At 47.9% G+C, this 20,561-nt stretch carries 25 protein-coding genes and 1 tRNA gene; 14 read left to right on the plus strand and 12 right to left on the minus strand.

Annotated elements, in window-relative coordinates:
- Nucleotides 1-108 precede the first annotated feature (108 nt).
- The 7 genes from DW800_RS08820 to DW800_RS08850 all read left to right on the plus strand — a co-directional run bounded on the left by DW800_RS08820 (nucleotide 109) and on the right by DW800_RS08850 (nucleotide 4,045).
- Nucleotides 109-636, plus strand: a complete 528-nt coding sequence (locus DW800_RS08820; protein ID WP_016273214.1) for a hypothetical protein — start codon at nucleotides 109-111, stop codon at nucleotides 634-636.
- Between the two features lie 115 nt (nucleotides 637-751).
- On the plus strand, nucleotides 752-1,333 hold the full coding sequence (locus DW800_RS08825; protein ID WP_005835823.1) for a hypothetical protein: 582 nt from the start codon (nucleotides 752-754) through the stop codon (nucleotides 1,331-1,333).
- 13 nt (nucleotides 1,334-1,346) lie between these two features.
- Nucleotides 1,347-1,958, plus strand: a complete 612-nt coding sequence (locus DW800_RS08830; RefSeq protein WP_034528593.1) for a hypothetical protein — start codon at nucleotides 1,347-1,349, stop codon at nucleotides 1,956-1,958.
- Between the two features lie 8 nt (nucleotides 1,959-1,966).
- Complete coding sequence (locus DW800_RS08835; RefSeq protein ID WP_034523121.1) at nucleotides 1,967-2,176, plus strand: hypothetical protein; 210 nt, start codon at nucleotides 1,967-1,969, stop codon at nucleotides 2,174-2,176.
- 20 nt (nucleotides 2,177-2,196) lie between these two features.
- On the plus strand, nucleotides 2,197-2,487 hold the full coding sequence (locus tag DW800_RS08840; RefSeq protein WP_005835827.1) for a winged helix-turn-helix domain-containing protein: 291 nt from the start codon (nucleotides 2,197-2,199) through the stop codon (nucleotides 2,485-2,487).
- A gap of 65 nt (nucleotides 2,488-2,552) precedes the next feature.
- A complete protein-coding gene (locus tag DW800_RS08845) occupies nucleotides 2,553-3,332 on the plus strand; it encodes a hypothetical protein (protein WP_016273217.1) in 780 nt (259 codons plus the stop codon).
- Between the two features lie 134 nt (nucleotides 3,333-3,466).
- Complete coding sequence (locus tag DW800_RS08850; protein ID WP_009036613.1) at nucleotides 3,467-4,045, plus strand: MTA/SAH nucleosidase; 579 nt, start codon at nucleotides 3,467-3,469, stop codon at nucleotides 4,043-4,045.
- Nucleotides 4,046-4,154: 109 nt separating this feature from the next.
- On the opposite strand, the gene DW800_RS08855 is transcribed toward DW800_RS08850, so the two are convergent.
- On the minus strand, nucleotides 4,155-4,514 hold the full coding sequence (locus DW800_RS08855) for a YbaN family protein (RefSeq protein WP_117703711.1): 360 nt from the start codon (nucleotides 4,512-4,514) through the stop codon (nucleotides 4,155-4,157).
- Nucleotides 4,515-4,549: 35 nt separating this feature from the next.
- On the opposite strand from DW800_RS08855, the gene DW800_RS08860 reads away from it, so the two are divergent.
- The 4 genes from DW800_RS08860 (at nucleotide 4,550) to DW800_RS08875 (ending at nucleotide 7,240) form a co-directional block, all read left to right on the plus strand.
- Complete coding sequence (locus tag DW800_RS08860; RefSeq protein WP_005826422.1) at nucleotides 4,550-5,422, plus strand: pyridoxamine kinase; 873 nt, start codon at nucleotides 4,550-4,552, stop codon at nucleotides 5,420-5,422.
- Nucleotides 5,423-5,436: 14 nt separating this feature from the next.
- Nucleotides 5,437-6,270, plus strand: coding sequence for a phosphodiester glycosidase family protein (locus DW800_RS08865; protein ID WP_044468344.1), 834 nt, complete (start codon nucleotides 5,437-5,439; stop codon nucleotides 6,268-6,270).
- Between the two features lie 105 nt (nucleotides 6,271-6,375).
- On the plus strand, nucleotides 6,376-6,708 hold the full coding sequence (queD, locus tag DW800_RS08870; RefSeq protein WP_005826426.1) for a 6-carboxytetrahydropterin synthase QueD: 333 nt from the start codon (nucleotides 6,376-6,378) through the stop codon (nucleotides 6,706-6,708).
- Nucleotides 6,695-7,240, plus strand: coding sequence for a 7-carboxy-7-deazaguanine synthase QueE (locus DW800_RS08875; RefSeq protein ID WP_057089189.1), 546 nt, complete (start codon nucleotides 6,695-6,697; stop codon nucleotides 7,238-7,240). The genes queD and DW800_RS08875 overlap by 14 nt, the downstream gene beginning before the upstream one ends.
- 57 nt (nucleotides 7,241-7,297) lie before the next feature.
- Here DW800_RS08875 and DW800_RS08880 read toward each other — a convergent pair.
- From DW800_RS08880 to DW800_RS08905, 6 genes are all read right to left on the minus strand, one after another.
- A tRNA-Trp gene (locus tag DW800_RS08880) sits at nucleotides 7,298-7,370 on the minus strand.
- A gap of 75 nt (nucleotides 7,371-7,445) precedes the next feature.
- A complete protein-coding gene (locus DW800_RS08885) occupies nucleotides 7,446-8,021 on the minus strand; it encodes a uracil-DNA glycosylase family protein (RefSeq protein ID WP_057097708.1) in 576 nt (191 codons plus the stop codon).
- 54 nt (nucleotides 8,022-8,075) lie between these two features.
- Complete coding sequence (locus DW800_RS08890) at nucleotides 8,076-10,172, minus strand: KamA family radical SAM protein (RefSeq protein ID WP_117703712.1); 2,097 nt, start codon at nucleotides 10,170-10,172, stop codon at nucleotides 8,076-8,078.
- A gap of 163 nt (nucleotides 10,173-10,335) precedes the next feature.
- Nucleotides 10,336-10,962 carry a hypothetical protein gene (locus DW800_RS08895; protein ID WP_005826441.1) on the minus strand — a complete coding sequence of 209 codons (627 nt, stop codon included), beginning with the start codon at nucleotides 10,960-10,962 and terminating at the stop codon, nucleotides 10,336-10,338.
- A gap of 86 nt (nucleotides 10,963-11,048) precedes the next feature.
- The gene (locus DW800_RS08900) at nucleotides 11,049-12,437 is read right to left on the minus strand and encodes an alanine/glycine:cation symporter family protein (RefSeq protein ID WP_005835842.1); all 1,389 of its coding nucleotides are present in this window, start codon (nucleotides 12,435-12,437) and stop codon (nucleotides 11,049-11,051) included.
- Between the two features lie 222 nt (nucleotides 12,438-12,659).
- Entirely contained in the window at nucleotides 12,660-13,301 is a 642-nt protein-coding gene (locus DW800_RS08905; RefSeq protein ID WP_025834754.1) for a helix-turn-helix domain-containing protein, read from the minus strand.
- 149 nt (nucleotides 13,302-13,450) lie between these two features.
- On the opposite strand from DW800_RS08905, the gene DW800_RS08910 reads away from it, so the two are divergent.
- The 3 genes from DW800_RS08910 (at nucleotide 13,451) to DW800_RS08920 (ending at nucleotide 15,757) form a co-directional block, all read left to right on the plus strand.
- Nucleotides 13,451-13,627 carry a histone H1 gene (locus DW800_RS08910; protein WP_005826447.1) on the plus strand — a complete coding sequence of 59 codons (177 nt, stop codon included), beginning with the start codon at nucleotides 13,451-13,453 and terminating at the stop codon, nucleotides 13,625-13,627.
- A gap of 94 nt (nucleotides 13,628-13,721) precedes the next feature.
- Nucleotides 13,722-14,987 (plus strand): putative DNA modification/repair radical SAM protein, encoded by a 1,266-nt coding sequence (locus DW800_RS08915; RefSeq protein ID WP_117703729.1) that lies wholly within the window; start codon nucleotides 13,722-13,724, stop codon nucleotides 14,985-14,987.
- The gene (locus DW800_RS08920) at nucleotides 14,984-15,757 is read left to right on the plus strand and encodes a TIGR03915 family putative DNA repair protein (RefSeq protein ID WP_117703713.1); all 774 of its coding nucleotides are present in this window, start codon (nucleotides 14,984-14,986) and stop codon (nucleotides 15,755-15,757) included. The genes DW800_RS08915 and DW800_RS08920 overlap by 4 nt, the downstream gene beginning before the upstream one ends.
- A gap of 6 nt (nucleotides 15,758-15,763) precedes the next feature.
- Here DW800_RS08920 and DW800_RS08925 read toward each other — a convergent pair whose 3' ends face one another.
- Genes DW800_RS08925 through DW800_RS08945 form a run of 5 tightly spaced genes read right to left on the minus strand, consistent with a single transcriptional unit; the run spans nucleotide 15,764 to nucleotide 20,524 of the window.
- Nucleotides 15,764-16,432 (minus strand): MgtC/SapB family protein, encoded by a 669-nt coding sequence (locus DW800_RS08925; protein ID WP_117703730.1) that lies wholly within the window; start codon nucleotides 16,430-16,432, stop codon nucleotides 15,764-15,766.
- Nucleotides 16,433-16,457: 25 nt separating this feature from the next.
- A complete protein-coding gene (locus DW800_RS08930; protein WP_117703714.1) occupies nucleotides 16,458-17,438 on the minus strand; it encodes a lytic transglycosylase domain-containing protein in 981 nt (326 codons plus the stop codon).
- A 42-nt stretch (nucleotides 17,439-17,480) separates the two neighbouring features.
- Nucleotides 17,481-18,206, minus strand: coding sequence for an SDR family NAD(P)-dependent oxidoreductase (locus tag DW800_RS08935; protein WP_119957985.1), 726 nt, complete (start codon nucleotides 18,204-18,206; stop codon nucleotides 17,481-17,483).
- A 12-nt stretch (nucleotides 18,207-18,218) separates the two neighbouring features.
- Nucleotides 18,219-18,629, minus strand: coding sequence for a secondary thiamine-phosphate synthase enzyme YjbQ (locus DW800_RS08940; protein ID WP_117703715.1), 411 nt, complete (start codon nucleotides 18,627-18,629; stop codon nucleotides 18,219-18,221).
- Nucleotides 18,630-18,652: 23 nt separating this feature from the next.
- Nucleotides 18,653-20,524 carry a PAS domain-containing sensor histidine kinase gene (locus tag DW800_RS08945; protein ID WP_117703716.1) on the minus strand — a complete coding sequence of 624 codons (1,872 nt, stop codon included), beginning with the start codon at nucleotides 20,522-20,524 and terminating at the stop codon, nucleotides 18,653-18,655.
- Nucleotides 20,525-20,561: the final 37 nt, after the last annotated feature.

The raw sequence follows: 20,561 nt of genomic DNA on the forward strand, positions 1-20,561 counted from the left end.
TTCAAAGAACGACTATGATTTTTTAGTGGACACTAATGTTGCAACATCTTAGATTGTCAATCGGGGAATATGTGCTGAAATGAATAAGAATTTAACTGATTAAAGATTATGGAAGATAAGATATTTGATATGGGGAAGCAGAAGCCGGTTGCTGGAGTGGTACGGGATAGTTGGCAGCATCAGCTTTGGTGGATATTTACTGTACTAACGGTGATGTGTTTGTATTGGCTTTCCAATATCGTGTTGTGGGTTCCCTGGAGTCATAGCCCCCGGTTGGGTATGTTGCTGATGCTTACTGTAAACCCTCTTTTCTGGGGGATAGGCATTTATGCTTGCTTGTCTTGTGGGAGTAATGCCGGGAATCTGATGAAGAAGGCGTTGTTTGTATCATTGGTTGCTGTGGGAATATCTTTACTTTCGGATTTTCTGTTTTTTGCAGTATGCATGGAGTCAAAGGATGTATGGCATATCACTACTTTTTATGGTTATGCCTGGTTGGTGATACTGGCTTTGGGTGAGGCTTTCTTTTTGCGTAAAAGCTTGTTGGCCAGATGTTATGTGATGACGGTGAGAGTACTGCTGGTTTTAGTGGGCATTCTACTGTGTTTATGGATTCTTCAGTATACTCTTGTTTAATTCTGAAAGGAGGGAATATGGAAACCTGGTTTGTGTATATGCTTACGGCCAATTGGCTACTGATGCTTTTCTTGATATTGAATGTATTTGATGTTGAATAATAAATCTATTGGTTATGAATGACAGAGTGTTGAATGAGAAGGAGAGTTTGGAACTCATTGCTCAAATGATACAGAATACGAAGTCCCGGATGACTCGGAATTCCGGAGCTCCTTTTCTGATATGGGGATATACGACCATAATAGTGTCGTTATTGGTTTGGTTTCTGTTGAAGGAAACGGGAAATTATCATTGGCAATGGCTGTGGTTTTTGTTGCCGGCTATTTCCCTGCCTTCTACTTTATGGATTGAGCACAAACAGCCGAAGATGATTAAGACTTATATTGACCGTATTGTAGGATATGTATGGGCGGTATTCGGATTAGGGGGCTTTTTTGTTTCCTGGGTTTCCATCTTCTTCTGGAATATGTCTGTCCTTTTTGTCATATTACTGATGATGGGAATGGGGACGGCACTGACGGGACTGATTATAAAGATGAAGGTAGTGACAGTGTGCGGAGTGGTGGGAGCTTTGGCCTCTGTGGGGTGTATCTATGTACACGGTTTCGACCAAATACTGGTTTTTGCATCGGCTTTTGTTTTTATGATGGTGATACCGGGACATTACTTAAACGGAATGGCAAAGCAGGATAAATAAATATTTATTGATTATGGAAGACAAGAAACTGAACGAGAAAGAGAGTTTGGAACTCATCACTCAGATGATACAGAATACGCGTCGGAATTTGGACACAGGTAGCGGAAACATGTTTTTAGTGTGGGGATATGTGAGTGTATTGGTGACATTGACGGTGTTGGCGGGTGTGTACTTTACAAAGAATCCTCTCTGGATGTGGGGATTTTGGGGAATTCCCGTTATCGGGTATTTACTGACATTTCTTTTGATGCGTAAGCGTCAGAAGATGGTAAAATCTTACATTGACAAGATTTTAGTTCAGGTTTGGAGGATGTTTGGACTGATTTGTATGATATTTGTATTGATGGCTACGGATCTTGAACGGTATGAGGTTATTCTTCCTATGGGGGCTATTGTCATGTCGATGGGAAGTATCATTACGGGTTGCATCATTCGTTATACTACATTTTTTATCTTTCCGGCTATGGGGCTTATGTGGGGTATGAAGAGTTTCTTTGATGCACTGAATTCCGGAACGTCATACGTGTCTTTGGTTTGGTTTACCGGTGTGGTGGTCTTTGCCATGATTGTTCCGGGGCATATTTTGAACTATAAAGCCCGGAAAGAAGTTCACAACAGAAAGTGAGGTATAAGATGAAGACAATAAATAATGTTTTGGACAGATTTCTGCTCTCCTGGAAATTTATGGTATGGATGATTGTTTTGCTATTCATTTTATTTCCGGTTGCAATAAAAGAAGTTCAATGGGAATCTGTTGGAAATATGGTATTCTATACGTTGGGACATGCTTTTATTGGGGCTTCCTTTGTTGGGAATATCTCTCTATGCATTGTTGAAAAATAAATGGAAGAATAAAATTTGATATGTTTAAAGAACTGAACCCTTTGCTCCACAGTGAACTGCGGCTTGCGGTGATGTCGTTGCTCATCAGTGTTGAGGAAGCGGATTTTGTCTATATCCGCCAACAAACGAAAGCTACGGCAGGAAACCTCAGTGTGCAGTTGGATAAGCTCAGCAAGGCGGGTTATGTGGAGATAACAAAAACTTTTAAAGGAAAAATGCCTTGTACACTTTGTAGGATTACTCCGCAGGGAGTGGATGCCTTTGAAGAATATATAGAGGCGTTGAAATCTTATCTGGTGGGAAAATTATGATTTTCTTGAGAATTTGATGGGATTGATGGAAAATGGCAGTGTCTGATTAAAAACAATGAGAAATTATGAAAAGGAGTATTGTTTTATTTGTCCTCTTGTCTGCATTTGTAGTAGGCGTATGTATGGTCAATGCGGCTTGTGGAGCCTCATTGTCAAGAACTGAATCTGATGATGTACTGGACGGCATTCAGAAAAAAATTGAACTGGCTATGAACAATTGCTTTGTTCAAAATACTGCAGCTCCGCTCGATAGTCTGTTTACAAAGCTGAACAAACTTGAAGATGGGAATGGTATGGTTCCGTATTGGAAGGCTTATATTACCTACTATAAAAGTGTTTTCTATTTGAAACTTGGAAAGAAGGAAGATAGTGGGAAAGTGATAAAGGAAGCCTCCGCTATTTTGAATGATATAGGGAACAAAACTTCTGAAACCTATGCCTTATTAGCGCTTGTGCAGAGTTTTTCCATTCAGTTTGCTTCGGGTATGGAGGCAGGAAGAATATCTGCTGGCATTCGGGAAAATGCTGGGAAGGCTTTGGAACTGGACTCTACCAATGTAAGAGGTTGGTATGTATTGGGCAGTAACGATTATTACACTCCGGCTAGTTTCGGTGGCGGGAAGAAGGTGGAATATTATTTGAAGAAAGCTACTTCATCTCCTGACAAGAATACAGATGATTCCAGCCTGCCTACCTGGGGAAGAGAATACGCCTATGCTCTCTTGATTCAATACTATATGCAGAACGATAGGACGGATGAGGCCAAAAATTGCTTGCTGATGGCAGAGAAGGAGTATCCGGACAGTTATTTTATCGGCGAATATAAAAGGAAACTGGACGAATAATTTATCATTCTTCTGGAACCACTGTGCATTTAATTGCCTCAAAGGTAGGAATCTTCAAAAAAAGGTTTCTACCTTTGTCTTTTCTTCAAGGAGTAATTTTTTGAATAGGTAGGAACTACAAACAATGAATTGATATGAGAATCTTGGTTACTTATGCCGTACAAGGCGAATTTACTGAATTGAAATTTCCCGGACTGATAGGGGAGGAAGAGGTGCAGGTTGGCTATCTCCGTACCGGTGTGGGAAAGGTGAAATCGGCTTTTTATCTTTCTGAAGCGATAAGCCATGCGCAACCGGACTTGGTGGTCAATGTGGGTACGGCAGGGACTATCCGTCACCAGGTAGGAGATATTTTCGTATGCCGTCATTTTGTGGACCGTGATATGCAGAAGCTGGTGGAGCTTGGTATGGAGTATGAGATTGATTCAATGGATTTGTTGTCCCAAAAAGGATATTGTTTACACTGGCCGGCAGGCGGTGTATGCAATACGGGGGATACTTTCTTGACAGAACTCTCGGATGTGTCCGGTGATGTTGTGGATATGGAAGCCTATGCCCAGGCTTTGGTATGCCGTGCCAAGAATGTTCCTTTCATTTCGGTGAAGTACGTGACGGATATTATCGGGCAGAACTCCGTGAAACATTGGGAAGACAAGCTTGCCGATGCTCGGAAGGGGTTGGGAGAATTCTTCGAAAAATTGGGAGGAGTTTGATTAATGTGCTAATATGCCAATGTGCTAATTGGCTGCGCTATGTGTATATTAGACTCTCACACCGCAGGTCATTGGCACATTAGCACATTAACCACATTAGCACATTCATTTATCTCAACGTCTTGAATGACAGTATATGCCAAGTCACCTCCACAGCGACAAGGAACAATACTATCTTTATTTCTGTTAGTGGAATCAAGAAGAAGATGCAGTAAACCATTGTTCCCCACATCAGCAGTAGGGAGATGATTTTGGCACGTAGAGGGATGGCTTTGTTCTCGCGGAAGCTGCGGATGTAGGGACCGAGGCATTTGTGGTTCAGCAACCATTGGTACAGTCTGGGTGAGCCTCTGAAGTAGAGTGCTGCCGTGAGCAGCAGGAAAGGCGTGGTGGGCAGCAACGGCAGGAAGATGCCGATGATGCCGAGTGCCAAAGAAACTGTTCCCAAAATGATGCAGACGGTTTTCATGCGGCAAATGTAGGAAAAATAATAATATAGATAATATGTATGCGAATAAAGTAAAGAAGGTTGTTGCCGTCCACGACTTGTCGGGAGTCGGACGGGTGTCTCTGACGGTGGTCATTCCCATCCTTTCGTCTATGGGTTTCCAGGTGTGTCCGTTGCCTACAGCCGTATTGTCGAGCCATACCCAGTATCCGGAATTCTCTTTTCTGGACTTGACGGATGAAATGCCGAAGATTATTTCCGAGTGGAAGAAGCTGGAAGTACAGTTTGATGCCTTTTATACCGGCTATCTGGGTTCTCCGCGGCAGATACATATTGTTTCTGACTTTATTGATGACTTCCGCCGACCGGACGGTCTGGTTGTGGTAGACCCGGTGTTGGGTGATAACGGACGGCTTTATGCGAACTTCCACGAGTCCATGATTGATGAAATGAAACATCTCATCACCAAGGCCGATGTCGTTACCCCCAATCTGACGGAGCTGTTCTATCTGCTGGGTATTCCTTATAAGGAGATGAATACGGATGAGGAATTGAAGTCATACCTTCGCCAGCTTTCCGATTGTGGTCCCGAAGTGGTGATTATTACCAGTGTGCCCGTACGGGATGATAAGCATAAGACGTCCGTGTATGCCTATAACCGGAACGGTAACCGCTACTGGAAGGTTACGTGTCCTTACCTGCCGGCCCATTATCCCGGAACGGGGGATACGTTTACCAGTGTCATCACCGGGGCACTGTTGCAAGGTGACAGTTTGCCCATTGCCCTGGACCGTGCCACGCAGTTCATTCTGCAAGGTATCCGTGCTACTTTCGGATACGAGTACGACAACCGTGAAGGTATACAGCTTGAAAAGGTGTTGCATAATCTCGACATGCCGATTCAAATCTGCAGCTATGAATTAATTTAAACCAATCTCATCTTATGAAAAAGAAAATATTCTTGGCAGTGTTTCTCTGTTGCGGCATGTTTGCAGCAATGGCGCAGACTGCTGCCGACTCTCTTGCCATCGTTTCTGCCGATTGGCAGACTGAGCCCCTGCAGAAAGGGATGCTTTATAAAAAGGCAGTATTCAGTTCTTTGTATGGAGTTCCTCAGGAAGTGTCTATTTTTGAAATATCCCCGAAGCGCTACCGTTTCGATGTGCTCGTCCACAATCCCAAGGAGGAGACCAGTATAGCCGCCCGGCATGCAGGTGCGGTGGCGGCCATCAATGGCTCCTATTTTGATATGAAAGCCGGAAATTCCGTCTGCTATCTGCGTAAGGACGGGGTGGTGATAGATACTACCTCTACCGGGGTTCTGGCAACAGTGTCCAATGGAGCTGTACTCATAAAGAAAGGCAGGCTGGAACTGATTCCCTGGAGCAAGCAGGATGAAAAGGCATGTACTTTGAAAAAAGGCACTGTGCTGGCTTCCGGTCCTTTGATGCTGAAGGACGGGCAAGTGTGCGACTTGTCCGGGACTAATCGGAATTTTGTAGATACCAAGCATCCTCGCAGTGCTGTGGCGCTGACAAGAGAAGGAAAAATCCTGCTTATTGTTGTTGACGGACGTCGGAAGGGAAAAGCGGAAGGTATCAATATACCCGAGCTTGCCCATATGATTCGTATATTGGGCGGGGAGGATGCGTTGAATCTGGACGGTGGCGGTTCTTCTACGCTGTGGAGTGGGGCGTTGCCGGATAAGGGAATAGCCAATACCCCGAGTGGCAGTGCAGAGCGTAAGGTTGCCAATTCTCTTTGTGTGTACGAATAAGATAGGGAAGTAAATGGATAAATCTTAAGTTTTTTGTAATTTTGCCGTCGCATCGAGGTGACATTAGATGCGGCAACTTATTATATTAATTAGCGTATTAACAATATGTACACAGTCATCAAACGCATGGAAGTGTCGGCTGCCCATAGCCTGAAACTTTCTTATCGCAGTAAGTGTGAGAATCTGCACGGTCACAACTGGATTATCACTGTCTATTGCCGTTCCAAAGAGCTGAATGCGGACGGAATGGTGGTAGACTTCAGTCACATCAAGCAGGTGGTAAAGGAACAGCTGGATCATCATAATCTTAATGAAGTGCTGTCCTTCAATCCCACAGCCGAGAACATAGCCCGTTGGATATGCGACCAGATACCCACTTGCTTCAAGGTAGAGGTGCAGGAGTCGGAATCAAACATTGCCGTCTATGAGGAAGATTAATGAGATATTCTACAGTTTGCAGGGAGAAGGATACCATACGGGTACCCCGGCTGTCTTTATCCGTTTTTCCGGTTGTAACCTGAAGTGCCCCTTCTGTGATACGCAGCATGAGGACGGCATACTGATGTCCGATGAAGATATCGTAACAGAAGTCAGTAAATACCCTGCCGCTACCGTGATACTGACCGGTGGAGAACCCTCCCTTTGGATTGACCGTGAATTTGTGGATTGTCTGCACCAGGCGGGAAAGTATGTCTGCATTGAAACAAACGGTACCCGTCTGCTGCCGGATAATATAGATTGGGTGACCTGCTCTCCCAAGCAGGGGGTAAAGCTGGAAATTACGCGTATGAATGAAGTGAAGGTGGTGTATGAAGGGCAGGATATTACTGTTTATGAGCAGTTGCCCGCCGGGCATTTCTTTCTTCAGCCTTGCTCTTGCAGCAATACGGCCGAAACGGTGGATTGCGTGATGAAGCATCCTAAGTGGAGACTTAGTTTGCAGACACATAAGCTGATAGATATCCGGTAGGCATTTATAAAACGAATAATGGCTGTAAGCAATGCTTACAGCCATTATTCGTTCATGCACGGGAGGAGAGGCTCGAACTCCCGACACCCGGTTTTGGAGACCGGTGCTCTACCAACTGAGCTACTCCCGTGTTTGCGGCTGCAAAGGTAATGCAAACTTTCAAATATGCAAGTAACAGACGTACTTATTTTATAAAGAAAGTTGCTTACAACATCTGTAAGTCCTGATACATAATGCGATACGCTGCTGCTTTTTTTTCCAGTGCCAGCGGGTAGGCTCTTGAGGAAGAAGGCATCCGGTAGAGGCGCATCGGATGGTTTTCGAAAAGAAACTCCGTGAAGTCACCTACTTTGGGCTTGTCGATGGAAAACTGCGTGCACAGCGTGTCCGTTGCCTTCTCGCCGGTGGTGACGATAGCCTTGCATTGCGGTATCCGGTGCAGTAGGGCAGGAATGTCCGTAGGCTGCACTACTTCCAGAAACTTGTCCGAGGCATTGTCCTGCAGGCGCCGTATGGCAGAGGCTGTGTCGAACAAGGCAATACCCTTTTTCTGCAGGAAACTGATGAGGCGTTCTTTGCAGAAAGCCTTCTTCGTCTTGTCTACAAAATAATCCTTGTCATTGAAGAAAAGGAACCCGGTAATCCTCCACATGTCATTGTTCCAGTTGGGGTAGTAAAACTCCATGGACCACCGCTTTTTCTGCGGAGGAAAGCTTCCCAGCATCAGCAGACGGGCGTTGCCGGGAAGGAAGGGTTCTAAAGGGTGTTGTTCTATTTCCATACTTTCCAATTTCATTGTTCTGCCTGCAAAAGTACGGAATATATCTTGGATATGCTATCCTGCAATGTCCTGATTGCTCATTCTGTCGGTGATTTGGAAGGGGAAATCAGAATATTCGTAGAGGCTGAACCGGGATTCCGTCTTGCCTTCCGTATAGTTCCAGATGGTGGCATATTCTTCGGCGTCTTCTCCCATGGCTTGCAGCTGACGGAGGTAGGAGGCTATGGACTTGTTTTCTACGATATATATTTGTCCCAGCTGGTCTATTATAGGGCTGTGGCGCCGGGTGCCGTCATGGTCGAACCGTAGGATGCGCTTGCCTTCGGGGGTGATGCCTACCATGTTGAAGGTCATGCTCTTGCCGATGGCGGGCAGGTTGAGCACATTGCGGTCGGTGGCGAGGAAAGGTAGGTGGTGCGTTTTCAGGAAACGCCGGATGCAGGCTGCCGGGTCATGGACGGTTCCAAGCAGTACGGACAGATTATGGGCATCTTCCTTGGTCAGCTTCCCGAAGCGCTTTTCTTCCCGTTGCTCTTGTACGGAACGGCTGTTGGGGGTAAACACGGCATTGTTTTCTTCAAAACCTTTCACGGAGAAGGTGTAGTAGCAAACCACTCCCAACTGATTGAGCACTTGGCGCAGGCGGGTGGTATGCCCTCGGCGGGATGCAGCTACGTTGTATACCAGTTGGTTATCAATGAGCCAGCCTGCCGCCAGCAGTTTGCGTATTCCTTCGGCAGCTTCCGGAGTGACTTCGAGCGGGGTTTGGAAATGTGTCTGGATAATGAACTGGCGGATGCCGATGGTAGACGCCTTTTCCTTGAATTCCCTTAGAATCTCCACCAGCCCGTCATTGATGCGCATGGGCAGGTAGGCGGGGAGGCGTGAGCCGAGGCGTACACGTTGCAGCTCTGCATACTTTTCTCCCTCGGGCCGTTCCTGATTGGCTTTCCGCTTGCGGACTGCCATGCGGTAGACGGCGTCTAATATGTTGCCCAGCGTCTTGTTTTGGCTCATCAGTGCGTCACCGCCGGTGATGAGAATGTCCCGCAGTTGCGTGTCTTCCTCAAAATAGGCCATCAGCCGGCGCAGCTTCTTTTCCCATGTCTCCTTGGGACGCAGGGTGTCAAACTCAAAATTGAGCCGTTTGCTTTGAAAGTCGTACATACGCTGACAAGATGCGCAGAGTCCTCCGCAGGCGCGTCCCATGGTGTCGGGGATGAGGATGGCCACTTCCGGATAACGGCGGTGGATGTTATGCCCGTCGGGCAGCAGCCAGCCGGCGGCATTAGGCTTGCCGGGTTCCACCATATCTTCCCGTTCCCAGGCACGTATCTGTCCGTAGGTTTCCACCAGTTGGGGTGAATAGAGTATATAGCTGCGCAGAGCCTCGTCGTCGTATCCGCTGCCGGTGCAGTTCAGCAGTGACAAATAATAGGGGGTGGCGAAGAAAGGCATTCCCTTCTTACGGGCTTTTGAGAGCAGGTACATGGTTTCGGCAGAAAGGGAGTTGCCGAGAAGACGGTTTAGCTCCGTAGGGCTTTTGACGGCCATGGCAAGATGGAAACGGAAGTCATTCCACCATTCGCTGACGAGGTTGAACTTCTCCTCGTAGCTGAGTCCCTCTTCGAAATGGAAGCGGGAAGCCGGGTTCTTGCGGTGCTCAATCTTCTGCACCAGTGCATGCAGGATGCGTTCCTTGTTCTTTGCACGGATATGCTGCACGTCTTCATCCAGTCCGCTGGGCCAGCGTTCGGTCAGGGTTTTGATTTTCTGTGCGGAGGGCAGAGCGGGGGCGGGTTGGTGGAGGCGTTTGAACTGCTGGAACAAGTCGATGAACAGGTCCGTTTCCGTTTCCTCTTCCCATTGTCCCGTGAGGAAGGAATGCAGCATTGATAAAGTTGATATGGGCAGCTGTTCTCCGATGGAGAGCTCGTGTACTTCCTGCCCGTCAAATTCAATCAAGAGTCGAATTTGCTTACCGGCCTCGCTGTCCACTTCCGGATGTCCGGCAATGTACTCCGCCAGGTTGGCTTTGAAGGCTTCCGCATCGTCGCTTTGAACGGCGATGCTGACCAGTTCAGGGAGTTCGTGCCGATAAAGTTGTTCCAGTTGTGAGAGAGTGAGTGCAAGCATTTTCTTTTGTTTCATAAGCGGTTGTTTTTTTGAAGTTAATATTTATGATGGTTGACGCGGGGTGCGTCCTTGTGTTCCGTGAGGGGAAAATGATTTCATTTGCTAAAAATAACAAAAAAAAGCGGGAAATTTCTTTCCCGCCTTCTTGTTTCTAAAGTTCTTTAGAATTCTTTTTCTTTTATTTCTCTTCGTTGGCTTTCTGTTTCGGTTCCTTTTTGGCCAGCATCACTACGTTGTAAACGTACTCGGTCATCCATTGTTCCGAATATCCCAGACGCTCTTTGTACTGGCGTACTGCCGCTGCCGTTTTGTGTACATCGTCCTTTTTCCATACGGTTTTTGTACAGACGTCGTGTACGGTTTTTTCGGTCATGCTGCGCAGTGCTCCCTTGAAGATGGAAGGCATGCGGAATTTCCACTGCATCAGGTTTCCCATCAGCATCATCAAGTCATTGGAGAAGCCTTGATACATAAAGAGATAACCTTGTACGTCGTTCTGCGTACGGCAGTGCTTCTTGACGGAAGTGTCAATTTCCTTGAAGAAGTTTTCACTGATGCCGTAGTCCTGCATCAGCATCTTGCGCGAGGCGGCTTTTTCCGCTTGTCCCAGGCGGCCTCCTTGTGTGGGGATTTTGAACAGACGCTTGAAGTTGGCTACATCCGGTACAAAGCGGATATTGGTGATGCCCAGGTTGGCGGCTATTACAGACTGGAAGTAGACGCGTGTCAGTGACACGAAGTCTTCCACATTCTTCGAAGATACTTCTCCGGTATTCTTGTTGAATAGTTTGGCAAATAAACTCATATCAAATTACGAATTACTGATTACAAATTACAAGACCGCAGGTCATCCGGCGGTTCCGGCTGCAAAAGTACGAAATAAGTTGGTTATCACCAGCACTCTATGTCTTTTTCTACCTCTTTCAGGCGGTTCTTGGTGAAAACGGGGTCTTTGATACCGGCGCTTTTCTGTGCGCGGTAGTCTTCAAGCAGCCTGAAAGCGTATTTTCCGAGCAGGCTGATGGCGATAAGATTGCAGAGCGCCATGAGTCCCATAGTGACGTCGGCAAGGCTCCATGCCAGGTCGAAGGTGGCAACAGCACCGAACATGACCATGCCGCCCACCAGTATACGGTAGATGTTGAGCACCCATTTACGGTGGGTAAGGTAGCGCACATTGGCTTCTCCGTAATAATAATTTCCCAGAATGCTGCTGAATGCGAAGAAGAACAAGGCTACCGCAACGAAGATGGCTCCCGAAGGTCCTATCTCGTTGGTCAGTGCATGCTGGGTAAGCTGTACGCCGTTTGTGGAACCATCCAGTGGAGCACCGCTGAACAGAATGATGAAAGCGGTGCAGGTACATATAATCAGCGTATCGGTAAATACTCCCAGCGTCTGAATCAAGCCTTGCTTCACGGGGTGGCTGACGTGTGCGGTTGCCGCCACATTGGGGGCGGACCCCATACCGGCCTCGTTGCTGAACAGCCCGCGTTTGATGCCCTGCATCAGCGCCATGCCGACACCCCCTCCCAAAGCCTGCTCCCATCCGAAGGCGTGGCCGACAATGAGTGCCAGGACTCCCGGCAGCTCTTTGATGTTCAACAGAACGATGATAAGTGCCAGTGCAATGTATCCCAACGCCATGATGGGGACGATGATGCTGCTGACTTTGGCTATGCGCTGTACGCCTCCAAAGATGATTGTCAGCGTGAGTGCGGTGATGATCCCTCCCACAACGGCATGGTCGAACCCGAAAGCGCCTTCGAAAGCGGCACACAGTGTATTGCTCTGTACCGAGTTGAATGCAAATCCGAAGGTAATGGTGATAAGTACGGCAAACAGTGCCCCCATCCACGGCTGTTTCAGTCCCTTACGCATATAGTAGGCCGGGCCGCCGATAAAGGAGTCTTTGCCCTTTATCTTATACAATTGGGCCAGTGTAGATTCTACAAACGAGCTGGAAGCACCCAGGAGGGCAATCACCCACATCCAGAATACAGCGCCCGGACCGCCTACTGCAATGGCGGTGGCAACCCCTGCAAGATTGCCCGTACCTACACGGCTGGCAATGGAGATGGCAAATGCCTGGAACGATGAGATATGCTTTTCCTTGGCATCGCCTTTCCCGCCCGAGTCGCCCAGCAGACGTACCATTTCCTTTATCATCCGGAACTGTACAAAGCGGGTTCTCAGCGTAAACCATACGGCGCATCCCAACAGTAGGGCAACGAGGATGTAGGTCCAGAGCAGGTCGTTTATCAGATTTATTATTCCCATAATGTATATGTACAGTTATCTATTTGTAGTAAAAAAAACTCACACAAAACAAGTGCTACCCTCTGTCGTTATCTAAGGTGGTCTCTGTCGTTACTTTAGGCTGCCTCTGTCGTTAACTGAGATAGACTCCTTGCAAGTTGATGATAATCAACGTGATATGAACTCGTGTGCTGCAATTTGTACCATGGACAAATCTGGACAAACTTGACGGAATCTCCTTGCCTATTTCAGCCTGAAGTGAAATTTGTGTCCTTCAAACACCGGTTCCACTATGTCATAACGAACAAACTTTGCCAGCAGATGTTCGGCGGCGCGTCGGGAAAGATGCGCCAGGCGGCAGTAACGGTTCAGTGAAAGGCGGTCGTTTTCTTCCAGCAGATTGAGCAACAGTTGTTCCCGTTCGGTATATTCTATCAGTTCTCCTTTCGGACTTCCGCTTTGCTGCCAGACGCGCAGATGGACGGGAGTAGCCAGGATGTTTTCATCCTTGATGCGGAGATAGGCCAAGTATTTTCCTGTTTCGTCCTTGGCATATACCGGCTTCCGGTCACTTTCCTCGATTTGTACCACCAGCACACTGCGGCCTTCCACCAGATAGGTCTGCATGGTGTAGTTCACTTCGGGGCTGCAATAAAGTCCGGCAGCCGCTTCTATCATATATTGTTCTTCGTCCGAACGGACACCGGCAATTTTCCCGTTATCTTTCACTCCGATGAGCAGTTTTCCACCGTCTGTATTGGCAAAGGCTGAAAGGGTTTTGGCTATCTTGCGGGCGTCGGATATTTCGAACTTGAAATCCTGCTGTTGGTGCTCTCCTTCGGCTATGAGAGCGTGTATATATTCGGTGTCAGTAAGCGTTTTCATGCTTGCAAAAGTAGATAAAAAACGCGTAAGAGCCCCTTTTTGCGGCGATTTTACCGAATATTTCAAAAAAAATATCGTTTTTCTGCATTTATTTCAAGAAAGAATGTATTTTTGCCAGACATTATTAACGAAGTAATTTAAAAAGGATTATGAAAGAATTAGTTGAAAAAGTAGCTGCATTGTATGCAGACTTCTCAAAAGATGCAAACGCTCAGTTGGAAAACGGTAACAAGGCAGCAGGAACTCGCGCTCGTAAGGCTTCTTTGGAAATCGAAAAAGCTATGAAGGAATTCCGCAAAGCATCTTTGGAAGCTTCTAAGAAGTAAGAAAAAAAGCATATTTGATGCTGCGAAAGACTGCCACTACTGGCGGTCTTTTTTGTTTTTGAAAAGTATTATTGCTACTTTTGACGCAGGTATTATGGATGAAAACGTTCTCAATAAACTGAAGATACTGGCAGAGTCGGCAAAGTATGACGTCTCTTGCTCCTCCAGTGGTACGGTGCGCTCCGGCAAGGCAGGTATGCTGGGGAACACTGTGGGTGGCTGGGGCATCTGCCATAGTTTTGCCGAGGACGGCCGTTGTATCTCCCTGCTCAAAGTGATGCTTACCAATTATTGCATCTACGACTGCGCCTACTGCATCAACCGCCGCAGCAACGACCTGCCGCGTGCCACGCTGTCGGTGACCGAGCTTGTAGACCTCACCATGGAGTTCTATCGCCGCAACTATATCGAAGGGCTTTTCCTGAGCAGTGGGGTGGTGCGTAATCCCGATTACACGATGGAACGTCTGGTGCGCGTTGCCAAGGACCTCCGCACTATCCATCGTTTCAACGGATATATCCATCTGAAAAGCATTCCCGGCGCCAGCCGCGAACTGGTGAACGAGGCGGGGCTTTATGCCGACCGTCTCAGCGTCAATGTAGAAATACCGAAAGAGGAGAATCTGAAACTGCTTGCGCCGGAGAAAGACCATAAGAGTGTATATGCGCCGATGCGCTACATCCAGCAAGGGGTGCTGGAAAGTTCGGAAGAACGCAAGAAACACCGCCACGCTCCCCGTTTCGCTCCTGCCGGACAAAGCACACAGATGATAGTAGGCGCTACCGCCGAGACGGACAAGGATATTCTGTATCTTTCGTCAGCTCTCTACAAGGGACCTACGATGCGGCGTGTCTACTATTCGGGCTATATTTCCGTCAATACCTACGATAAGCGCCTGCCGGCATTGAAACAGCCCCCTTTGGTGCGTGAAAACCGCCTTTACCAAGCCGATTGGCTGATGCGCTTCTATCAGTTCAAGGTGGAGGAAATAGTGGATGATGCCTATCCTGACCTTGATTTGGAGGTTGACCCCAAGCTGTCCTGGGCTTTGCGCCATCCCGAGCAGTTTCCGATTGATGTGAACAAGGCGGATTATGAGATGTTGCTCCGCGTGCCGGGCATCGGCGTGAAGTCGGCACGGCTGATAGTGGCTTCCCGGCGTTTCTCCAAGATAGGTTTCTACCAGTTGAAGAAGATAGGGGTGGTGATGAAGAAGGCGCAGTATTTCATTACCTGCTGTGAGTTGCCTATGCACACGGTCAACGAACTGACCCCGCAGGGGGTACGCAGTCTGCTGCTGCCCAAGCCTAACCGTAAGAAGGTGGATGAGAGACAGTTGGTACTTAATTTTGAGGAATGAATATTTTCCTGTATGACCATACGTTTGAAGGATTGCTGACTTCCGTGTTCGAAGCCTATTCCCGCCGTACCTTTCCCGATGCGCTGCTTTTGGAAGGAGAGCCGCTTCCTTTGTTCTACGACGGGCTGTTTACCGTGGTGACCGATGAGGAGAAGGCTGGTCGTGTCTGGCGGGGATTGCAGAAGAAGCTGTCGTCTACGGCACTTGCTTGTCTGGCCCAGTGCTGGCTGGCCGAGGAGCCGGAAACTCCCATGCTCCTTTTCCGCTATATCCGCAAGGCAATAGATGCTCCTCGTTCCATTGAAACAAACTTTGCCGACCCTGATGTGCTGGAGTTCTCCCGTATGTGGAAGCGGGTGGATTGGGAGCGTATACGCCTGCTTCAGTTTGTCCGTTTCCAGAAAGCTGCGGACGGTACTTTCTTTGCGGCTGTCAAGCCCGAGAAGAATGCCCTTCCCCTGGTGACGGAGCATTTCAAGGACCGTTTTGCCGACCAGCGTTGGCTGATTTATGACATCAGACGAGCCTATGGGTACTATTACGACTTGAAAGAGGTGCGCCAGGTGACTTTTGGTGAGGACAGTCGCGAAGGACATCTTGTCACCGGCATGCTCGACGAAAGTCTGATGGACAAAGACGAACGGCTTTTCCAATCTCTCTGGAAAACCTATTTCAAGGCAATCTGCATCAAGGAACGCCTCAATCCCCGGAAGCACAAGCAGGACATGCCCGTGCGATATTGGAAATATCTGACGGAAAAACAGCAGTGATTCCCTTTATTCGATTTTCTCCACTGTCACTTCGGGAAATTCCTGCATCAGTTGCAGCAAATATCCCTCATCATAGCTTTTCTTGGATTTGATGACCATGGTCACTTGATAGTTGGTGTACTCTCCCTGCATTTGCCGGTCCAGGTTGTAGGACACCACCAGATAGTCTTTGGAGTTGAATCGCCGGGACACTTGCGGCAGTATCTCTTTGCTGGAAGTGGAAAAGGTTATCACGGAACTTTTCATGCCAATGCTTTTGAAAATAAGGCTCAACAGTTCGAGCCCTGCCAGAGTCAGCAGGGTGGCGGCAATGCTGATGGTGTACATTCCTGCACCTACTGCCAATCCGATGCCTGCAGTAGCCCATATTCCTGCGGCTGTTGTCAGTCCCCTGACTATCTGTTTCTGGAAAATGATGGTACCCGCACCGATGAATCCGATACCGCTGACTACTTGTGCGGCAACACAGCTGGAGTCCAGCGTCACACTGCTTTCCTTGATGATTTCCTGAAAACCATATTGGGATACAATCATGATGAGCGCGCTTCCCAATGATACCAGGAAATGGGTGCGGTAGCCTGCTTCTTTGGCACGGTATTCCCGGTCCAGTCCGATAATGGCACCCAATATTCCGGCTACCAGCAACCTGAGCACAAAATCAAAGTTTAACATCATCATCGTATCCTCTCTTTCTTTTTTATTAATTGATGACCCAATTCTTATTGTGGGGCACTGTTTTCTTGGGGTTGTAATGCATTCCGGCTTGTGTCGGTATTTTTAGTATGTATGTACGTCCGCTTTTATTCATCAGCGAGGTATCCCGCAGCCACGGATTGGCATCTTTCAGTTGGGCATAGGTGATGCCTTTATCTTTGGCAAACTGTGCCAGGTTGCCGATGCCCGTTGTGACGGTCACTTCCGTGTAGGGGATGGGCGGATAAAGATGTTCCCGTTTCAACAGAAAGCCGTACTGCTGTGGATTGCTGATGACTGCTTTGGCTGCCAGCAGGCGGAACATGTAGCGCGAAGTCTCTTCTACCAGCCATAAGTCGACAGCCTGGTCCACCACTTGCTTCTGCAGCTGTGTGGAGATGCGTCCTTGCCCGGCATTGTAGGCGGCGGCTACGCACAGCCAGTTCCCGTATTTCTGATAAGCATCTTTCAGGTACTTGCAGGCTGCTTTGGTCTCTTTCTCGATATGGTATCGTTCGTCGATGTTGCTGTTCACCTCCAGTCCGAATTCGCGTCCGGTGGCAGGCATGAACTGCCATAGGCCGGCGGCACCCGCAGGCGATTTGGCAAGCGGGTTCAGGTTGCTTTCTATCACAGCGAGGTACTTGAAGTCATCGGGAAGGCCGTTGGCTTTTAGTATAGGCTCTATGACGGGGAAGTAGCGGTTGGCACGCTTCACCATGAGCATGGTGGTGGAGTGCATGTAGGTGAAGGACATCAGTTCGCGGTCCATACGTTCGCGGTGGTCGTAGCGAAGCAGGTCAATAGCTTGTCCGGCAAAAGTGATCTTGTCCGGTACGCTGGGGGAGGTCACGCAGTAGGGAACTTCGGATTTCACGGAATCGCGTTCGGGATTCAGCGTACTGCTGCCTGCGAGGAAGGGGAGGCTGGAACCTGCGCACAGTGCAATGGCAGCGGTAAGCACGATATATTTTGAATTTTTCTTCATGTCTGTATGTCTATTTCTGTTTGGAGACGTGAAGATACGAAATCAATTCGTTATAGGCAACCTTTCCCATAGCCATCGTGGAATCATACGCCAAAAAAATACCAGTACCCGGTAGCGTCCGTCAATGACAACTACCCGTCTCTTTTCTCTTAAAGCCTTGATTATGTGCTGTGCTACACGGTCTGCTTTCATCAGCATCGGGTATTTCCCGCTTTTCAATAAATCGGTGGCAACAAATCCCGGACGGATGTCGGTGAAGTGTATATCAAGATGCTGCATCCGGGCAAGTTGTGCCAGCGCTTCGATATAGGTATTCTGGAAGCGTTTGGTGGCAGAGTAGGCCGGTGCAACGCCCAGTCCTTTAGTGCCTGCAATGGAACTGATGACAGCAATATGTCCGGAGCCTTTTTCCTTGAAATAGTTGAAGGCGGCAGTCACCATGCGGGTAAATCCCTCTACATTGGTACGTGCCGTGTTCAGTTCGATGTCCGGTTGTAAGTCCCGGTTTTGATGTCCCACGCCGGAACTGAGGAAAAATAGGTCTATGCCTCCCAGCTTTTTTATCAGGTTATGGAGGTGTAGAGTCGCTGTCTCTTCCGTAACGTCCAGCTGTTCCGTGATTATCCGGTCGGGTGCGGTGGCTTGCAGGGCATGCAATGCTTCCTCTCTTCTGCCGGCAATACCTATATGCCAGTCTTGTTGTACAAGTATCCTGGCTACTTCTTGTCCGATGCCTGAAGTGGCACCGATGATGATGGCTTTCTGCATGATGATAGAGGATTATCCGATGACGGTTGCTACAATTCTTCTTCCTCCGCCCCGGTTGCGGAACTCGCAGAGATAGATGCCTTGCCAGATACCTATGTTCAGATGCCCATTGGTGATGGGGATGGTGAGGCTGGTTCCGCTGAGGGTTGCCTTGGCATGGGCGGGCATATCGTCATCGCCTTCGCATGTATGTTGGTAATAAGGTTCCCGTTCTTTTACGAGGCGGTTGAAGATGGCTTCCATATCTGTCTGTACGTCAGGGTCTGCATTCTCGTTGATGGTGAGGCCTGCGCTTGTATGCTTGATGAACAGATGCAGGATTCCGGCAGACGGAAGCGGTGGAAGGTTGCGTATAATCTCCTCTGTCACCAGGTGAAAGCCACGCCGGCGAGGGGTCAGGGTAAATTCTTTCTGTGTGGTCATAAATCATTGTTTTTCGTTTGTTGTCAGGATGGTCTTGTCCGGCAGGGCAGTTCCACGGTGAATGTGCTTCCCACTCCCATTGTCGAATCTACGGTAATCACTCCATTCATTTTCTCAACGATGGATTTGCAGATGGAGAGTCCTAATCCGGCACCTTGGGCAAAAGAGTCCACCTTTTCAAACCGTTCGAATATCATTCCCAGTTTGTCGGGGGGAATACCGCATCCAGTATCGGAAACACTGATTCTTATTCCGTCTGTGTCCGTTTCGTAGTACACTTCGATATGTCCCTGCACGGTGTTTTTCAGTGCATTCGATATGAAGTTGTTCAGTATCTGTTTGATGCGCATCGGGTCGTGCTCTATCTGGCCGGGGGTTACCGGATACCTGGCAAAGAGTTTCACTCCTGCCGGAACGTTCCGTTCGTACTCGGTAATACTTTCCTTGATGAGTTCTGCCGGATTGAACCATTCGGAATGGAGCTCTATGTGTCCGGCCTCTATTTTGGAAAGGTCCAGAACGTCGTTGATTAGTTTGAGCAACAGTTGGTTGTTGTGGTTTATCAAAGAGATGTACTGTTCCCTTTCCTGCTCGTTTTCCACATAGTGCAGCAGGCTGGAGAAACCGATAATCGCATTTAGCGGCGTGCGGATTTCATGGCTCATATTGGCAAGGAAAGCGGATTTCAGCCGGTCTGCCTCTTCGGCCTTTTCCTTGGCTTGTATCAGCATTGCCTCCGTCTGCTTTAATTGGGTGATGTCGTAATTGATGCAGATAATCTCTATGATGTTCTGTTCAGGCATGTAGCGTTCTACAATGATGTTGACGTGGGTCCACATGAAAGAACCGTCTTCTTTAAGAACACGTACTTCCCGGCTGAGCTTGTGTGCCAGTCCTCTCTTTACGTTCTGTAGGAAGTCAAGCATGATAGTACGGTCGTCAGGGTGAAGATGATTGTAGGTTCCGATGATTTCGGACAACGGTGTTTCTGTTTTCTCACCCAAGTTCTTGTACCAGCTGCGTTGGGCATAGCCTTGCTCATTAAGAAGGTCATAATTGGCATATCCCACTTTGGCATAGTCACCTATAAGCTCAAAGTGGCTCTCGAACTCTTGTATTTTGTTGTAAGCGACGGTCGTTTCCGTTTTGTCTGCGTTGATTAGCAGATAGTTGGTTAGGTTGTGATTATCGTCGTAAAGGCTTGTGACTTTGGTTACAAGGTCTATGGTGCCCGTCTTCTTCTGTGTCTTGTAGTAATTGCCTATTTTAGAGAAGTCATACCGGAAAGTGAAGTCTGCATTTTCATGTTTTCTTAACTTGCTTTTCATCTCTTCCGGGAAAATCGGATTCTCGAAAATATTAATTCCAAGTAGATCTTCTTTCTGTTTGAGATGGAACATTTCCTGCTCTTTGTCATTCATATCTATCAATATTCCCTCTCGGTTATAGAGCTCAATTCCTACCGGAAGATATTTATAAATATTATGGAGGAGACGGTTACGCTCTTGTAAGGCTTGGGATGCCGATGACATGTCGGGACCGTCTTGTGTTTCGGCAATGCCGTAGACTTTGACATTACCGTTTTCATCGGTTCTCTGCAGGCATATCTTGCTTCTTATCCACGTTGGATCCTCTACTGTGTTGAGCAGATATACAGTCTCTTGTGTCTGCCGGATATTGTCGAAGGAATGTGTGGTAGTATGCCGTTGTTCCTCTTTCAGGATACGTTTGTTGAAATCTTTAAAGCTGATGGTTCCATCCTCATCCAGTCCCAGCAACCGGGAGATATATTCGGAGCAAATGTAGCTTTCGGTCTTTAAATCAGCTTCCCACCATCCCATATTGGCATTGGTCATCATTGCTGACAGTAAGTCATAATCAAATTTAGAATTCATACCGGAATCTTTAATAGTGATGTTTTTGTTCTGTCAC

The sequence above is a fragment of the Bacteroides sp. AM32-11AC genome, assembly GCF_003603515.1.
Lineage (GTDB): Bacteria > Bacteroidota > Bacteroidia > Bacteroidales > Bacteroidaceae > Bacteroides > Bacteroides uniformis.

Bases quoted from the DNA above. Each gene is read 5' to 3' on its own strand.
- DW800_RS08835 (WP_034523121.1), top strand. From the start codon at position 1,967: ATGAAGACAATAAATAATGTTTTGGACAGATTTCTGCTCTCCTGGAAA.
- DW800_RS08830 (WP_034528593.1), top strand. From the start codon at position 1,347: ATGGAAGACAAGAAACTGAACGAGAAAGAGAGTTTGGAACTCATCACT.
- DW800_RS08945 (WP_117703716.1), bottom strand. From the start codon at position 20,524: ATGAATTCTAAATTTGATTATGACTTACTGTCAGCAATGATGACCAAT.
- DW800_RS08930 (WP_117703714.1), bottom strand. From the start codon at position 17,438: ATGAAGAAAAATTCAAAATATATCGTGCTTACCGCTGCCATTGCACTG.
- DW800_RS08935 (WP_119957985.1), bottom strand. From the start codon at position 18,206: ATGCAGAAAGCCATCATCATCGGTGCCACTTCAGGCATCGGACAAGAA.
- DW800_RS08940 (WP_117703715.1), bottom strand. From the start codon at position 18,629: ATGACCACACAGAAAGAATTTACCCTGACCCCTCGCCGGCGTGGCTTT.
- DW800_RS08910 (WP_005826447.1), top strand. From the start codon at position 13,451: ATGAAAGAATTAGTTGAAAAAGTAGCTGCATTGTATGCAGACTTCTCA.
- DW800_RS08850 (WP_009036613.1), top strand. From the start codon at position 3,467: ATGAGAATCTTGGTTACTTATGCCGTACAAGGCGAATTTACTGAATTG.
- DW800_RS08920 (WP_117703713.1), top strand. From the start codon at position 14,984: ATGAATATTTTCCTGTATGACCATACGTTTGAAGGATTGCTGACTTCC.
- DW800_RS08900 (WP_005835842.1), bottom strand. From the start codon at position 12,437: ATGGGAATAATAAATCTGATAAACGACCTGCTCTGGACCTACATCCTC.
- DW800_RS08885 (WP_057097708.1), bottom strand. From the start codon at position 8,021: ATGGAAATAGAACAACACCCTTTAGAACCCTTCCTTCCCGGCAACGCC.
- DW800_RS08865 (WP_044468344.1), top strand. From the start codon at position 5,437: ATGAAAAAGAAAATATTCTTGGCAGTGTTTCTCTGTTGCGGCATGTTT.
- queD (WP_005826426.1), top strand. From the start codon at position 6,376: ATGTACACAGTCATCAAACGCATGGAAGTGTCGGCTGCCCATAGCCTG.
- DW800_RS08875 (WP_057089189.1), top strand. From the start codon at position 6,695: ATGAGGAAGATTAATGAGATATTCTACAGTTTGCAGGGAGAAGGATAC.
- DW800_RS08825 (WP_005835823.1), top strand. From the start codon at position 752: ATGAATGACAGAGTGTTGAATGAGAAGGAGAGTTTGGAACTCATTGCT.
- DW800_RS08845 (WP_016273217.1), top strand. From the start codon at position 2,553: ATGAAAAGGAGTATTGTTTTATTTGTCCTCTTGTCTGCATTTGTAGTA.
- DW800_RS08860 (WP_005826422.1), top strand. From the start codon at position 4,550: ATGTATGCGAATAAAGTAAAGAAGGTTGTTGCCGTCCACGACTTGTCG.
- DW800_RS08895 (WP_005826441.1), bottom strand. From the start codon at position 10,962: ATGAGTTTATTTGCCAAACTATTCAACAAGAATACCGGAGAAGTATCT.
- DW800_RS08925 (WP_117703730.1), bottom strand. From the start codon at position 16,432: ATGATGTTAAACTTTGATTTTGTGCTCAGGTTGCTGGTAGCCGGAATA.
- DW800_RS08840 (WP_005835827.1), top strand. From the start codon at position 2,197: ATGTTTAAAGAACTGAACCCTTTGCTCCACAGTGAACTGCGGCTTGCG.
- DW800_RS08915 (WP_117703729.1), top strand. From the start codon at position 13,722: ATGGATGAAAACGTTCTCAATAAACTGAAGATACTGGCAGAGTCGGCA.
- DW800_RS08890 (WP_117703712.1), bottom strand. From the start codon at position 10,172: ATGAAACAAAAGAAAATGCTTGCACTCACTCTCTCACAACTGGAACAA.
- DW800_RS08905 (WP_025834754.1), bottom strand. From the start codon at position 13,301: ATGAAAACGCTTACTGACACCGAATATATACACGCTCTCATAGCCGAA.
- DW800_RS08820 (WP_016273214.1), top strand. From the start codon at position 109: ATGGAAGATAAGATATTTGATATGGGGAAGCAGAAGCCGGTTGCTGGA.
- DW800_RS08855 (WP_117703711.1), bottom strand. From the start codon at position 4,514: ATGAAAACCGTCTGCATCATTTTGGGAACAGTTTCTTTGGCACTCGGC.